Source organism: Flavobacterium aerium, assembly GCF_030766725.1.
GTDB classification, from domain to species: Bacteria; Bacteroidota; Bacteroidia; order Flavobacteriales; family Flavobacteriaceae; genus Flavobacterium; species Flavobacterium aerium.
Genome location: NZ_JARQWR010000006.1, coordinates 37,116 through 53,067, shown reverse-complemented (window position 1 = coordinate 53,067; position 15,952 = coordinate 37,116). Strand labels below are relative to the sequence as shown.

General features: G+C 32.6%; 14 protein-coding genes. 1 reads left to right on the top strand and 13 read right to left on the bottom strand.

What is annotated here, in order from left to right:
- Positions 1-2: 2 nt before the first annotated feature.
- A complete protein-coding gene (locus tag P6733_RS09455; RefSeq protein ID WP_306352618.1) occupies positions 3-1,622 on the bottom strand; it encodes a S8 family serine peptidase in 1,620 nt (539 codons plus the stop codon).
- A 214-nt stretch (positions 1,623-1,836) separates the two neighbouring features.
- Here P6733_RS09455 and P6733_RS09450 point away from each other — a divergent pair, with 214 nt between their 5' ends.
- Complete coding sequence (locus P6733_RS09450) at positions 1,837-2,700, top strand: DMT family transporter (protein ID WP_306352617.1); 864 nt, start codon at positions 1,837-1,839, stop codon at positions 2,698-2,700.
- 67 nt (positions 2,701-2,767) lie between these two features.
- Here P6733_RS09450 and mnmA read toward each other — a convergent pair whose 3' ends face one another.
- The 12 genes from mnmA to P6733_RS09390 form a co-directional block, all read right to left on the bottom strand.
- Positions 2,768-3,958 (bottom strand): tRNA 2-thiouridine(34) synthase MnmA, encoded by a 1,191-nt coding sequence (mnmA, locus tag P6733_RS09445; protein WP_306352616.1) that lies wholly within the window; start codon positions 3,956-3,958, stop codon positions 2,768-2,770.
- 77 nt (positions 3,959-4,035) lie between these two features.
- Positions 4,036-4,749: a toxin-antitoxin system YwqK family antitoxin gene (locus P6733_RS09440; RefSeq protein ID WP_306352615.1), complete on the bottom strand. Its 714-nt coding sequence runs from the start codon at positions 4,747-4,749 to the stop codon at positions 4,036-4,038.
- Between the two features lie 185 nt (positions 4,750-4,934).
- Positions 4,935-6,830 (bottom strand): membrane protein insertase YidC, encoded by a 1,896-nt coding sequence (yidC, locus tag P6733_RS09435; RefSeq protein WP_306352614.1) that lies wholly within the window; start codon positions 6,828-6,830, stop codon positions 4,935-4,937.
- Positions 6,831-6,880: 50 nt separating this feature from the next.
- Positions 6,881-8,497 (bottom strand): CTP synthase, encoded by a 1,617-nt coding sequence (locus P6733_RS09430; protein ID WP_306352613.1) that lies wholly within the window; start codon positions 8,495-8,497, stop codon positions 6,881-6,883.
- A gap of 198 nt (positions 8,498-8,695) precedes the next feature.
- Positions 8,696-8,926, bottom strand: a complete 231-nt coding sequence (locus P6733_RS09425; RefSeq protein ID WP_306352612.1) for a DUF3820 family protein — start codon at positions 8,924-8,926, stop codon at positions 8,696-8,698.
- Positions 8,927-8,951: 25 nt separating this feature from the next.
- On the bottom strand, positions 8,952-9,353 hold the full coding sequence (locus P6733_RS09420; RefSeq protein ID WP_306352611.1) for an OsmC family protein: 402 nt from the start codon (positions 9,351-9,353) through the stop codon (positions 8,952-8,954).
- A 55-nt stretch (positions 9,354-9,408) separates the two neighbouring features.
- Entirely contained in the window at positions 9,409-11,427 is a 2,019-nt protein-coding gene (locus tag P6733_RS09415; protein WP_306352610.1) for a LysM peptidoglycan-binding domain-containing protein, read from the bottom strand.
- Between the two features lie 76 nt (positions 11,428-11,503).
- Positions 11,504-13,033 carry a glutamine-hydrolyzing GMP synthase gene (gene guaA / locus P6733_RS09410; RefSeq protein ID WP_306352609.1) on the bottom strand — a complete coding sequence of 510 codons (1,530 nt, stop codon included), beginning with the start codon at positions 13,031-13,033 and terminating at the stop codon, positions 11,504-11,506.
- A gap of 611 nt (positions 13,034-13,644) precedes the next feature.
- Positions 13,645-14,064 carry a hypothetical protein gene (locus P6733_RS09405; protein WP_306352608.1) on the bottom strand — a complete coding sequence of 140 codons (420 nt, stop codon included), beginning with the start codon at positions 14,062-14,064 and terminating at the stop codon, positions 13,645-13,647.
- Positions 14,065-14,089: 25 nt separating this feature from the next.
- A complete protein-coding gene (locus P6733_RS09400) occupies positions 14,090-14,635 on the bottom strand; it encodes a hypothetical protein (protein ID WP_306352607.1) in 546 nt (181 codons plus the stop codon).
- A gap of 14 nt (positions 14,636-14,649) precedes the next feature.
- On the bottom strand, positions 14,650-15,285 hold the full coding sequence (locus P6733_RS09395; RefSeq protein WP_306352605.1) for a hypothetical protein: 636 nt from the start codon (positions 15,283-15,285) through the stop codon (positions 14,650-14,652).
- A gap of 24 nt (positions 15,286-15,309) precedes the next feature.
- Positions 15,310-15,948, bottom strand: coding sequence for a hypothetical protein (locus P6733_RS09390; protein ID WP_306352604.1), 639 nt, complete (start codon positions 15,946-15,948; stop codon positions 15,310-15,312).
- Positions 15,949-15,952 lie beyond the last annotated feature (4 nt).

Sequence of the window (15,952 nt, the reverse complement as noted above, 5' to 3'; positions counted from 1 at the left end):
GTTTATTTCTTTATTAGCATTCCTCTTTGCGTTTTCCCATCGGATTCAATAGTGTAACCATACAACCCAGATTCTATTCTTCCTAATGAGATCATAGAATTTTGAAATGTTACATCTTGTTCCAAAATTTGTTGTCCGTATATCGAAAACACTCTAATTTTCGCATTGTTTATCGTTTTAGGCAACGCAACTGTAACATAGTCTACTACAGGATTTGGATATAAGGTAAATTTTTCTTGTATTGATTCCTGAACTCCTAAAGCATTTCCCAAAGCTACACTAAAATCTGGAATTCCATAGCCCATTAAGTCGGTTGGATTTTGATAGAGGTGTGCCGATTCTTTGATTAGTTGTATAATTTCTGTATTCGTTTTGTTCGGTAAAGCTTGCCATAAACAGGCTACCATTCCTGCCATAATTGGGCTTGAAAAAGAGGTTCCATTTGAAACGCTTACATTCCCAGTTAAGTTAGCGACTACTGCACTTTCTCCTTGTGCCATTACATCAGGTTTCACTCTTCCATCAGCAGATGGCCCTACAGAACTAAATGAAGCGTAATTTCGAGTTGCTGTAACAGCTCCAATGGTTAGTACATTAAAACCATCGGCAGGTGCTGTTATATAATGCCACGGTTTATTGCCTTCATTTCCTGCTGAAATCACGCATATCATTCCGCGAGAAAAAGCAATATCTGCTCCTCGTGTAATAAAAGCTACCGTGCCATTCATGTCTTCATATGAATAATTGTAAGCTGAATTATCAAATGTATCATATCCTAAAGACGAATTTATGATATCTACTCCTAAACTATCGGCTCTTTCAGCAGCTTCTACCCACAGTGATTCTTCTAATGGATTTTCTCCATTGGTATCTTCTGTAATAAAAAGGTAATAGGATGCATCGGGTGCTGTCCCTACTAATTGATTCTCAACATACCCGCCCATGGTTGATAGTACTGCTGTTCCATGATTGTTACGGGTATAAAAATTCTCGTTTCGATCAACAAAATTATATCCACCCAAAATCAAATTGTTATTTATTAACCGTTGAAATGGTGCTGTTGTATTAACTCCTGGAAATCCTCCATCTAAAACTGCTATAATCTTCCCCGTTCCCGTATAATCTTGTTGGTGTAATAAATTCCCTTTCAACATCTGAATTTGATTCGCACTTGTTCCATAACTAAAATTAGCTTCAACATCCATTACTTTCTGATCTTGTTGATTCGCCAAAGATTTAGTTTCTTTTCTATTTTGGGTATTTAAGGTCCGATCTGCAAAATCAATTCGGTCTACAAAAGCAAGGGTACTTACTGAGTTGATAGCGGTTACTGAACCTCTAACATGAACTGCATTAAGCCATTTCGATTGAGCTTTAACGGTTATACCAACTGCGGCATCTATTTGATTTACAAAATTTTGACTGATGGGAATATCTTTACTATCCAATCCAATATTCTGTGCTACTCGTCGATCCAAAGCTCTTTGTGAAAGCATCATTAATGGATTATCAAGGTATAATTGGGTATTTTCTTTTGTTTTAAAATATACCCATGCATCTTGTTCTTGCGTCCTCCCTGCAATTGATATAAAAATTAGAAAAACTAGTAGTATTTTCTTCATCTATAAATTCATTTAATGTGCCTATTTTAAACTAATTACATTTTTAAAACAGTATGTTATTGGTTATCAAATCTACAAAATTATTACCTCTTTTGTTTCCATTTCTTTTTAATATGATAATGAAATTGTTCTTTTTCCTCTTTTTAAACTCGAAACCGCTTAAATTTGTAGACTAATTTTCACTCCAATTCATCCACATTAACGACACTATATAATGTTATATCTTATTCTTAGTATTCTGTGCAATATTACCGTTGGAATACTCTTAAAACTAGCGAAACGCAGAAACATAGATATTCTTCAAATTATTGCCTATAATTATTTATTTGCTATACTGCTCTGTTATTTTGTTTTCAATCCAGATGTTACCGCAGTAATGAATTGGGATGCTCCTTGGTCTATTTATAGTGCATTGGGTATTTTATTGCCTACAATATTTTTGATTCTTGCCATTTCTATTAAACACATAGGGATTGTCAAAACTGATATATCGCAGCGATTATCCTTATTTATCCCGTTACTGGCTGCCTATTTTATTTTCAAGGAAGATTTTACAGCATTAAAACTTGCAGGATTAATTGTGGGATTTGTGGCAATCTTTTTTACTTTGTCGAAAAAAAAACAAGGAGATATTTCTTCTAATAAATGGATTTACCCAATTATAGTATTTGTTGGCTTTGGTATTATTGATGTTTTATTTAAGCAAATCGCAACCTATACTGCTGTTCCTTATACGACTTCTTTGTTTGCCGTTTTCTGTTGCTCTTTAATTATAGCGTTAGGAATTGTATTGTATCAACTTGTTATGCACAAATCAAAACTTGAAAGTAAAAATTTTCTATATGGAGGAATCTTAGGACTTTTTAATTTTGGTAATATCTTATTTTACTTAAAAGCTCATAAAGCTTTTGCCGAAAATCCTTCTACCGTATTTGCCGCGATGAACTTGGGCGTAATTATATTGGCTAGTTTGGTTGGTATTGTATTTTTCAAAGAGAAAATGAATACTAAAAATTATATTGGAATTGGCCTTGCGCTCATTGCAATTACATTGATTACTTTATCTCAATTACAGTAATACATTGGTTTAAAAAAAAGCTATTCTGTACAGAATAGCTTTTTTATATATCATTAACTTGTTTCCTTTAAGAAATAACGCCTGAGCCCAATAATTCATCTCCTTTGTACCAAGCTACAAATTGTCCTTCGGTAATAGCAGATTGTGGATTTTCAAAAGCTACATACATCCCACTTTCAAATTGGTGTAATGTTGCTTTTTCCAACGCTTGACGGTAACGGATTCTAGCCATTACTTCCATTGTTTCTCCCGCTTTTAATGCTAAATCTTCACGAATCCAATGAATCTCGGAAGTTTCTACAAATAATGCTTTTTTAAACAATCCTGGATGCGTATGTCCTTGTCCTGTATAGATTGTATTCGTTACAACATCTGTTGCAATGATAAATAACGGTTCTACTGTACCTCCTACACCCAAGCCTTTACGTTGGCCATTAGTAAAGTAGTGCGCACCTTGGTGTTTTCCTACTACTTTACCCATCGTGGTTGTATAGTCTTTGTTTCGTGCTTCATAAGCCAAGGCTTCTTCTTCACTATTAAATTCCGGTTCTGTTATGGCATAAATAGCATCTTTTGCTGCTACTTCTACAATAAGTCCTTCTTTCGGTTGTAATTTTTGTTGTAAAAATTCCGGTAGTCTTACTTTACCAATAAAACATAATCCTTGTGAATCTTTCTTCTCTGCGGTAACCAATTCCATTTGTGCTGCAATCTCACGTACTTGTGGTTTTGTCAACTCTCCAATTGGAAATAATGATTTTGCCAATTGTTCTTGCGATAACTGACATAAAAAATACGACTGATCTTTATTTCCATCTACACCCGCTAACAATTGGTACGTTTCCGTTCCATCTGCATTTTCAAGCGTTCCTTTTCTACAATAATGACCTGTAGCGACATAATCTGCCCCTAAGCTCAATGCAATCTTCATGAAGACATCAAACTTGATTTCGCGATTACATAATACATCTGGATTGGGTGTTCTCCCTCTTTCATATTCATTAAACATATAGTCTACAATACGCTCTTTGTATTGTTCACTTAAATCTACTGTTTGAAAAGGAATCCCTAATTTTTCTGCTACTAAAAGAGCATCATTACTATCTTCTAACCACGGACATTCATTTGAAATAGTTACAGTGTCATCATGCCAGTTCTTCATGAAAAGACCAATCACTTCATACCCTTGCTCTTTTAGCAAATAGGCAGCAACACTAGAATCAACTCCACCTGATAGTCCAACGACAACACGTTTCATTCTTTATATAATTGATAGATTTACAAATTCTTTTTTTTGATTTTCTTAAAAAAATCAGACTACAAAAGTACTACTTATTATTTAGTTCCTTTTGCTTTTATGGATTTCTTAACCTGGCTCATATTTTCTTCTTTCACTACTTTATTATTCTCATAATAGGTCCAAACGCCATTTTTCTTTCCATTTTTAAACTGACCTTTGATCGTTACTTTACCTTTACTATCATAGTAGGTCGTTTTACCATCGTATTGTCCTGCCTTGAAATTCGCTTCTTCAATTAAGAATCCGCTTTCAGCATATTTTTTATAAACTCCTTCTTTCACTCCTTTTACATAGCCTCTTTCCTCAGCAATTTTTCCATTTGGATAATATACTTTTCGAACTCCATCCAATTTACCCTCTACATAGTTTTCTGTAGTCATTACTTTAGGCGATACATTATGATAATAGGTCCAAACTCCTTCATAATCCTTACCTTTTACTTTTCCTTCACTAACCTTATTCATTTTAGGATCATAAAATATAGTATAGGCCGTATTGTCTTTGTCATTAAATTCACGAGTAGCCATTAGTGTTTTCTTCGCCGTATTTTCATAATACTTAAAAACCCCTACTTCTTTCCCATGATTGAATGTCCCTTCGTAGCGTGGCAGTTTTGTATCATCATATATACCTGTCCATTGTCCGTTGCGCTTTCCTTCTGCATCTTTTTGGTTCAATTCCTGCGCAAACATTCCTTTTGATGAGATTAACAAAATCAGTGCTAATAGTGTATTCTGTATTGTTTTCATGTTTATAAAATTGACTAATTAGTGATAATAACCTCTAAATAACAAGCACTTACTGTATTGTCCAAACTTGTTCTTAGCGTGGATTAATATAAGATAAATTCTTCTCTTTTTACCTTCAAAAAGAGTTCCAAAAGTACTACATATTAAACAAAAAAAAGTCCCGATAATTATCGGGACTTTTCAATTTATTTCTTGTTATTTTTTTTCTGCTCTTCCGCTTGCTCCATCATCTCTTGCATTTTGCGTTGGAAACGATTTTGCGTTTTTGGTTTCGCTTTATTTTCTTGAATCTGAGCGTGAATTTTCTTCTCGTTCACGATGTAATTTTTAATTACAAACATAATTCCAATTGTAATCGTGTTTGATACGAAGTAATACAAACTCAATCCTGATGCATAGTTATTAAAGAAAATCAACATCATGAATGGAGAAACATAAATCATCATTTTCATGATTTTGCCCATATCTGGCATACCTTCTTGTTGTGGTTGACTCATTGCTTGATCTCCTGTTGTCATTTTCATGTAAAAGAAAATTGCTAATGAAGCTAAGATTGGGAATAAACTCACGTGATTTCCGTAAAAAGGGATATAGAATGGTAAATTGATTACTGCATCATAGGATGATAAATCCGTTGCCCATAAAAACCCTTTTTGTCTCAATTCTATTGCCGAAGGGAAAAACTGGAATAAGGCATAGAAGACGGGAATCTGCATGACGGCGGGCAAACATCCAGCCATCGGACTGACTCCTGCCTTAGAATACAGCTTCATTGTTTCTTGTTGCTTCTTCATTGGGTTATCCTTGAATTTCTCATTCAATTCGTTTACCTCAGGACGTATTACTTTCATTTTTGCTTGTGACAAATATGATTTATACGTCACTGGTGACATTACTAAACGCACCAGAATTGTAAATACGATAATGGCAATACCATGAGGAATAAATCCACTTAGGAATCCGTAAACTGGAATAAAGATAAAACGGTTAATCCATCCAAAAATCCCCCAACCTAATGGTACGATTTCATCTAAATTACGTTTGTATTCGTTTAAGATTTTATAGTCTGTTGGACCATAGTACCAGTTCATATTATAGTTTACTTCTCCATTCTCAATAGCTAAAGGTATTTCTGCTTTAAAGCTTTTTGTGAAAACAGTATCAATTTTCTCATCCTTAACTAGGTTATGAGATAATAATTCAGCTTTTTTAAATGGTTTGTCTGTCAATAAAATTGACGTAAAGAAGTGTTGTTTAAACGCAATGTACGTTACGTCTACTGCACTTTCTGTCTTATCTTGACCTTGCCCTAGGTAATTATCTTTACCACCTTCGTGCTCGTAGATTAACTCTGTATATCTATTATCGTAAGAAACACTTTTTTCGTTTCTGTACGCTTTCATATCCCATTCTAAAGCAATTGGTTTTGCCGTGTTTAAAACTTTATTTAAACCTTGAGAACGGATTGCAAAGTCCATCATGTATTCATTTGGTTTCAATACATAACGGTATTCTAAAAACTGATTTGCTGATGCTTTTAAACGCAAAGTCAATACTTGGTTATCTCCTTCTTTTGTTAAAGTAGGTTCAAACGACATATCTTTCGTATTTAATGTACGATTTTCTTGTGTTTGAAGTGCAAGATTCAAATGTGCATTGTTATCTTTTATGATTTCAACTAGCTTGCCTGAACCTTTATAAAATTGCTCGAATTTTTTTACTGTTGCTTCAGTAATATATCCACCTTTATTTGCAATTTTAAGTTTTAATAAATCATTCTCTAAAATTGTAAAACTTTCTTTTGGAGCTGGAAGTGTAGCAGAATAAGCAAATTCTCCTAAAGATTTTTTCAATTTTTCTAACTGTGCCACATCTTGTCCGATCGAATCAGTAGTTGTTGCTACAGCAGTTGACGAATCTTCTTTTTTAGAATCTTCGTTAGAAATTACTTGCTCTTGTTGTGCTTTTTTATCTTTTTGAACTGGCTTATCTTGGCTATTGTTGTACATTATCCAAATAAGAATTCCAAAGATCAAAACAAAACCAATAATTGAATTGATGTCTAACTTTTTTTGTTCCATTGTTTTACTTTAATGCAGCTGATGCTACAATCGATATTAAATTTATTTAACTAATTCTTTTTTGCTTTCACCGTAGCGGCAACAAAACTTACAAAAAGTGGGTGTGGGTTTGCCACAGTACTTTTGTATTCTGGGTGGTATTGTACTCCAATAAAGAATGGGTGTTTTTCGATTTCAACGATTTCAACCAATCCAGTATCTGGGTTTACCCCTGATGCTTTTAATCCTGCTTTTTCTAATTCTTCAATATAGGCTCCGTTTAATTCATAACGGTGACGGTGTCTTTCTAAAATAGAAGTCGCTCCTCCATATATTTTTGATGCTAATGTTCCTTCTTTGATATCACATTTCCAAGCTCCTAAACGCATTGTTCCACCTTTATCTGTGATTGTCTTTTGCTCTTCCATAATATTAATTACTGGATTTGCAGTACCTTCATTCATCTCTGTAGAATTTGCATCTTTCAGTCCTAAAACATTTCTAGAATATTCAATTACTGCCATCTGCATTCCTAAACAAATTCCAAAAAATGGGATATTGTGTTCACGCGCATATTTTACAGTTTCAATTTTCCCTTCTATTCCTCTTTCTCCAAAACCTGGTGCTACTAAAATACCATCCAAGCCTTTCATTTTCTCCGCTACATTATTAATATCAATGTATTCTGAATGAATACTTACAACATTAACTTTTGCTTCGTTTGCAGCTCCGGCATGAATAAAAGCTTCTAAAATTGATTTGTATGAATCTTGTAATTCAACATATTTCCCTACTAAACCGATATTAACGGTATGCTTAGGATTTTTTAATCGGTGTAAAAAGGCATTCCATTGTTTTAAATCTGGCGTTGCTTTTTCAGGTAATTCTAATTTCTTTAATGCTACTTTGTCTAATCCTTCTTCAAACATCAGGTTTGGAACATCGTATATTGTTGAAGCATCAATAGATTGAATTACTGCTTCTCTTTTCACATTACAGAATAATGCTAATTTTTGTCTTAACTCGTCTGAAAGTTCATGTTCTGTTCTACATACTAAGATGTCGGCTTTTATACCGCTTTCCATCAATGTTTTCACAGAATGTTGTGTTGGTTTTGTTTTTAACTCTCCTGCAGCAGCCAAATAAGGTACTAATGTCAAGTGAATAACAATTCCATTTCCTTCTCCTAATTCCCACACTAATTGACGTACCGACTCGATGTATGGTAAAGATTCAATATCTCCAACTGTACCTCCAATTTCAGTAATTACAATATCAAACTTTCCGGTTTTCCCTAAAAGTTGCATGCGTTCCTTAATCTCATTTGTAATATGAGGAACAACCTGAACGGTTTTTCCTAAAAATTCTCCTCTTCTTTCTTTTTCAATTACAGAAAGGTAAACTCTTCCTGTAGTAACGTTGTTGTCTTGTGATGTAGGAACATTTAAAAAACGTTCGTAATGTCCTAAATCTAAATCGGTCTCCGCACCATCGTCTGTAACAAAACATTCTCCATGTTCATAAGGATTTAATGTCCCTGGATCCACATTAATATATGGGTCAAATTTCTGAATTGTCGTTCGATAACCGCGGGCTTGTAATAATTTTGCTAGCGAAGCTGCAATGATCCCTTTTCCTAAAGAAGAAGTCACACCACCGGTAACAAAAATATATTTAGTCTGATTCATTTTAATATTGTTAGTTGTTGTGTATTTGTTGTAGTTAGTTCAAAAACTTGGCAAAAATACGATTATAATTTGAGAATTAATCCATTGATCAATTTGAAAATGAAACAATGTTGAAATATTCCAAATGTATTCTCGGTTTTAATCGGTAATCTGTAGGCATTTACTTCTATAGTGCTTCTTTACCTATATTATTATTTTTTATGGTTTCGGATATTTTCGTTGAATATTACGAATCAATTCTTCTAATCCATTTAGTTTTAGTTCATAAATCAATTGCAATTGTTCTCCTAATTGTCCTTTTGGAAATCCTTTATTCTGATACCAAACGATATAGTGTTCGGGAAGTTCAATCAAATAGCGTCCTTCATATTTACCGAAGGGCATTCTTGTGTGTGCTAATTTGACTAATTGTTCTTGATTTTTATCCATAAAAAAACCCTGAAATTCAGGGCGTTTATTTCCAGTTAAACGTGATTTCTTTTACAATATCTGGGTGCAGGCTTAAATGCACCGGACAAGTATGTGCCACGCGTTCTAAGATTAATTTTGTTCGTGCATCTACTGTCGCAGTCATATCAAATACGACTTCTATTTTAGAAATCATACGTGGTTCTGCACGCATTGTTTTTGTAACTCCAGCTGTAGATCCTGTTAAATCTACTCCCATTTCTCCAGCTTTAATTGCCATAATGGTCATCATACAGCTTCCCAAAGCATTTGCAACGGTATCTGTAGGAGAAAAAGCTTCGCCTTTCCCTTTATTATCTACTGGTGCATCTGAAATAATTTCACTGCCTGATTTCAAATGTATCGAAGAGGTTCTCAACGAACCTAAATAAGTGATTTTAGATGTCATGACTTTATTTTTTTTCTAAAGATAGCGTATTATAGTTCCCGCTATACTTTATAATTTATTTTGCTTCTTTTACCGTTAAATCGGTATCGTAATACAGAATGTAAACCCCTTTATTGAAGTATCCTCCAGATGTTTTTTTCTCGTAAACGAATTTACTTTCCATTTGCTCTGTTGCAATATCTTCAACGGTATCTGTAAAACTTCTTCTTTGTGATAATCTCAACAATACATCAAATGTAACATCAAACCCACGTACTGCAAATTGATTTGGGAAAATATTATTCTTTTTCTTGTAGTTCTCAAAGAAACTCACTACTCCTGGTGCATCATTATCACGTGACATTGATGGATAATGTAAATTCAACTTCGTTAAACGGCTTGAAGATATCTCATCATAATCAAATGTTTCGTTTTTATCCAATGTTACTAATTTAATATCATAGTTTGGAATTTCCGCTAATAACAAATTAGTTGCATTCAGAATCATATTGGCACGTTCGGTTTCAAGAATTACATAATTGGCTTTATCTTTTGATAATAATCCTTTTAAGCTTTCTGGTAGAATTGCTCCTTTATCGTCTAATTGTACAAAACGCACTCCTGCATAATGATCTGTAATAAACTTTTTAGAGCTTCCTTTTTTAGCGTCAACAATTGCAATTACATTACCATTTTTTGAACGTAAATAATCTAACATAGCTTGTTTTACATAGTCAGAAGAAGGCATTGATTGGAATAAGTTACTATACAATTTTCCCGGTTCTTTTGACAATGGAGATATTAACGGTACATCTGTATTTTTTAATAATTCTGCTGTAGCTTCGATATTAGATTGATAGAATGGTCCGATCACTGCATCAACATTCGCAAAGTTATTATTTGCATTAATGATTTTGGCTACATTCGAAGAGTTCTTTGTTTCTTGTGAATCAAAAATCTTGATGTTTACATTCAATCCTAATCTTTTTGCAGAGTCAATTGCCATTAATGCTCCTGAATAGAAATCTAGGGTCATGTTTAAAAACTTATCTTTCTTCAAACGAGCACTTTGAGAATTCACTGTGTCGCTTGCTATTTTAGAAAGATTGAATGGCAATAGCATCACCAATTCTTTTCGGTCTTTATTGTTGATCTTATTTGTTAAATCTCTGTATTCTTTTTCTTTAGAGTCTTTTACTTCTTCAACAATCGCTGTACTTGCTTTTGCAGGAACCTTTAGCATCATTCCTACTTTTACTCCATTCTTTAAATCAGGATTCAAAGCAACCAATTCGTCTTCTTTTAATCCGAAGCTTCTCGATAAACTGTATAGTGTTTCTTTTGGTTTAACTTCGTATTCCTTGAAATCAGCATTTTTGGCAGGAACTTCATGGACTGGTTTTTCTTCTGCTTTTGCAATACCATTTCCTCCTTTAATCTTCAATCTGAATCCTAAAGGTAGTCCGTCCTTCACTTCAGGGTTTTGTTTTTCTAATTCCTGAACTGTAATTCCGTATTTTTTTGCAATTGCATATTTTGTTTCTTTAGATTGTACTTCGTGAATCACAAAGTCATCTGCTGCTTTTGCCTGTTCTTTCTTTTCTTTTCGTTCTTCACGACGTTCTTCTCTTCTTTCCGCTCTTTTCTCTGCGTTAGATAGTTCTCTTTTTTCAGGAATCAGGATTACCTGACCTGTTTTAAGTCCTTCTTTTAAAGCTTCTTTGTTTTCTTTTTCAAGATCTGTTACAGATACTTCATATTTTTTGGCAATGCCAAATAAAGTCTCTTTTGGAGCTACTTCATGCGTTTTTTTGCTACTGTTAGAAGTGACAGGAGTAGCATTATTACTGTTTTTGATTACACTATTTGTATTACTGGATTGACCGGGTACCAAAATGATCGTGTTTTCTTGCAAACCATTTTGAGCATCTGGATTCAGCTTGTAGATATCGAACGGTGTCACTTTATAGATTTTAGCAATCTGAGTAACCGTTTGTCCTTTCTCTACTTTGTGCTTAACATACTTCTCTTGTTTTGCAAAAGCACTACAAGAAATAACAAATACGGACACAATTAATACAAAAAAATGCTTCATTATCGTTTTATTTATTAAGGTCATAAGTCGTTACTTTAATATTTAAAAGTAACGACTTATGGTTATATTACAATTCTTATTCCCATTCAATGGTTGCAGGTGGTTTTGAACTAATATCGTATACGACTCTATTCACTCCTTTGACCTTATTGATAATATCGTTTGACACTTTCATTAGGAAATCATATGGTAAATGTACCCAATCCGCTGTCATACCGTCTGTAGATTCTACGGCTCTTAACGCTACTACTTTTTCGTAAGTACGTTCGTCACCCATAACTCCCACACTATTCACTGGCAATAGGATTGCTCCTGCTTGCCAAACTTTATCATATAATCCCCAAGATTTCAATCCGTCAATAAATACGGCATCTACTTCTTGTAGTATTCTTACTTTCTCTGGTGTAATATCTCCTAGGATACGGATTGATAATCCTGGTCCTGGGAATGGGTGTCTTCCTAATAACGCTGCATCAATACCTAATGTTGCCCCTACTCTTCTTACTTCGTCTTTAAACAACATACGAAGTGGTTCAACAATTTGTAATTTCATGTAATCTGGTAAACCTCCTACATTGTGGTGTGATTTGATTGTCGCTGATGGTCCTTTTACTGAAACAGATTCAATTACATCTGGGTAAATAGTTCCTTGGGCTAACCATTTTACATCTTCTATCAAGTGAGCTTCATCATCAAAAACTTCAATGAATACTCTTCCTATCGTTTTTCTCTTTAATTCTGGGTCTTCTATACCTGCTAATTCAGTCAAAAAACGTGCCGAAGCATCTACTCCTTTTACATTTAAACCCATTCCCTTGTATTGATCCAATACGTTTTCGAATTCGTTTTTACGCAATAGTCCGTTGTTTACAAAAATACAGTATAGATTTTCTCCAATTGCTTGGTGTAATAACACTGCCGCTACCGTAGAATCTACTCCTCCAGAAAGTCCTAGAACTACTTTATCATTTTGTAGTTTTGCTTTTAGCTCTGCTACATTTTCTTCTACAAAAGAACTTGAAGTCCACGTTTGTGGGACCTCAGCAATTTTAACTAAGAAGTTCTCCAACATTTGTTTACCATCTATTGAATGGTATACTTCTGGGTGAAACTGAATTGCATAGGTTGTTTCTCCTTCTATTTTATACGCTGCATTTTCAACATCTGCAGTACTCGCTAAACGAACACCATTTGTTGGCAATGTTTTGATTGTATCACTATGGCTCATCCAAACTTGACTGTTTGGTGAAACTCCTTCTAAGAATACTTCTCCTTCTTTAATAAAGCTCAAATTGGCTCTACCGTATTCTCTCGTATTGGATGGAGCTACCTCACCACCATGAAAATGGGCCAAATATTGAGCACCATAACAAACTGCCAACAAAGGCAATTTACCTCTAATTTGGGATAAATCAGGATGAGGAGCATCGTCAGCTCTTACAGAAAATGGGCTACCAGAAAGGATAACCGCTTTATAACTCGATAAATCACTCGGAAAATGATTGTAAGGAAAGATTTCGCAGAAAATATTTAACTCGCGAACTCTTCGTGCAATAAGTTGTGTGTATTGCGATCCGAAATCTAAAATTAGTACGTTGTGTTGCATGTGCAAAAATAACTATTAATTTTAGAATGAAAAATTGAAAAATTGAATTTTTTTAATTCCTTCTTTTTTCATGCAAAATAGAATGGCTAATCGCTTTGTATTGAAGTAGAAAAGGTTTCACTTCTGTTTTAATTAAAAAAAACCTAGTACTATAATCTATCTAGTATTAGGTTTGATCAACTTCCATTCTAAATATTCATCTAAAACCCATTTGCAAACGGATTTTACTTTTTATTATTTTTAAAAGTTACATTCCTTTACCCTAATTGTATCTTTTCCTATTACCAATCCTATTCCTTTTTGCGTTAAATAATCTTCAACCTCTTTTGATTTCCATTTTGCCACTCTGATGGCATTTGTGGATTGGGTTGTAAATAAAATTCTTTTATATTATTAATTGATCGAGCATTTCCGGCATCATATAATTCTAATCACAGTGGATTCTAATGAATTTTCATTAACATTACCTGTTAATTTAGTAAAACATAAAGCTGTATCAGTAAACTTCTTAGTACAAGAAATTGTAGATATAATTACAAATATTAATAATACATATTTCATATAATTCATTAAAGATTATAATATTATATCTGCTAAAATTTCAATGGAAATTAATTACATTCCTGTGCCTTAATTGTATCTGTCCCAATTACCAGACCAATACCCTTTTGAATTAAAAAGTCTTCGATTTGTTCTGCTGTACGTTTATTATCTTTTTCTGCATCAAAAAAATTAGTACTTACCCCAATGGTAATATCTCCATCTTTCTCTTCATAATAATCTCCTTTTTTAAAATAGAATCTATCCTGTTTTTCAATTGAGTAAAAAATGATATCTTTTACTAAATTTGCTTTTATCTCTTTAGAAATAATACCATTATAATCCTTAATTACAACTTTAATTAAGGCTGGAGTAAGTGTCATTTCACGAGAATCATATGACACATCTTTAACACAAAATATCTCTTTCTTAGAAGATGAATGGCATGAAGTAAACAAATAGATTATAATAATTGAGCTAATATATTTCATGAATATATAATTTTATACATTTCAATTATTTCTCCCAAAGTAATTCTTTATTTATCACTTCATCAAAAGGTAAAATTGCTGGAAAATTTATTTTTATTCTATTATTTACATCAAGATCAAATTGAACAACACGACTATCATAAATCTTTGAATTTGAAACTTCAAGTTCGCTATTTACTTGTTTCAGTATTTTATTTAATTTATTACGGCTTATTGCATCATGAGCGATTATTTCAAGTCCATTATAATAAAGAAACAGATTATTTTCATGTTTAATTACTCCTAATGGAAGTTCTTCCAATTCAGAAGTATAAAAAATTTGATGAATCGTTATTCTTACAAATTGATTGCGTCTTGAAATTATTACCTTAAACACTTTTGATTTTTGAGAATCATTTAAGTTAAAAGTCTTAAATAGGCTTTCTTTAATACTTGGAGTAGTAAAAAATAATTCTTCTAAATTTTTCTCAAGATTAGAATGATTCACTTCGTTCTTCTTACAGGAAGATAAAACACTTAAAAACAGTACTATATAAAAAATAAAATAACGCATCATTCGATTTTTAAACATTATAATCTCATTTACTACCAGATAATACTCCAATATATTATTGTGTGTTTTTCTTTACTTACTGCAATTCCTTTTGAATATCCATTTTTCCACTCTGATGGCATTTGTGGATTAGGCTGTAGATCAAATTCTTTAAAATGATTTCCCGATTTTGCCTCTAAAACATAAATATCAAAATTACCATCTAGTTTCAATTCATTTTTTTTGTTTGGGTAATTATAATTTATAAAGTTTGGAATAGGTAATAACCCTTTATAACATTCTTTATTTATTTGTGTACTATCTTTTATGATAGCTTTTTCTATATTTTCATACGTTTCAATCGTTTCAAAACCATTTACAATTAACAAGCATGAATTTCTTGAATTATATTTGACTACCTTCTTTTTTTCCATATAATTGATTACAGAATCCACAACCTTTGGATCTGCATTATATTCATAGACCATAATTGCTACATCATTCTTAGATAAATCTTTAGAACTAATAACTTTCGCAGGATTAGTCATTATTTTTTTTGGGAAAAAATTTATCAAACTAGCTTCAAATTCACTCCTGTCTTTAAGATATTTTTCATTAAACTCAAAATTTTGATTTACACAGCTAAAAGTTAAAAAACTTATACTAAAAATTAAAACTATTTTTTTCATTGTATTCCAACATTATCTCATTTACTACCAGATAATACTCCAATATATTATCGTGTGTTTTTCTTTACTTACTGCAATCCCTTTTGAATATCCATTTTTCCACTCTGATGGCATTTGTGGATTAGGCTGTAAATCAAATTCTTTAAAATGATTTCCCGATTTTGCCTCTAAAACATAAATATCAAAATTGCCTTCCAATTTTAAGTCACTATTATTATTGGGCACTTTATAGTTTATAAAATTGGGAATAGGGTATAACAACTCATAACATTTTTGATTTATTTTAGTGCTATCTGCTATAATAATATCTTTTCTATTTTTATAAGTATCAACCGTTTCAAAACGATTTACAATCAACAAACAATTTTCTTTAGAATTGTATTTTGCTATTTTTATTTTTTCTACAACAGCTACAACCGAATCTATTTTTTCAATACTAACATCATATTCATACAGCATGAATCCAACAGTGTTTTTAGCCGAGTTTTTACTATTAATAAATTCAGTAGGAGGAGAACTTAATTTACGAGGAAAATGATCAACTAATTTATCATTAAATTCCTTTTTACTAACAACATACTCTGCATTCGATCGTCGATTACCAAACTGTCCATTACAACTATAAAACAGTAAACTAAAACAAAAAACCATTATTATTCTCATATTT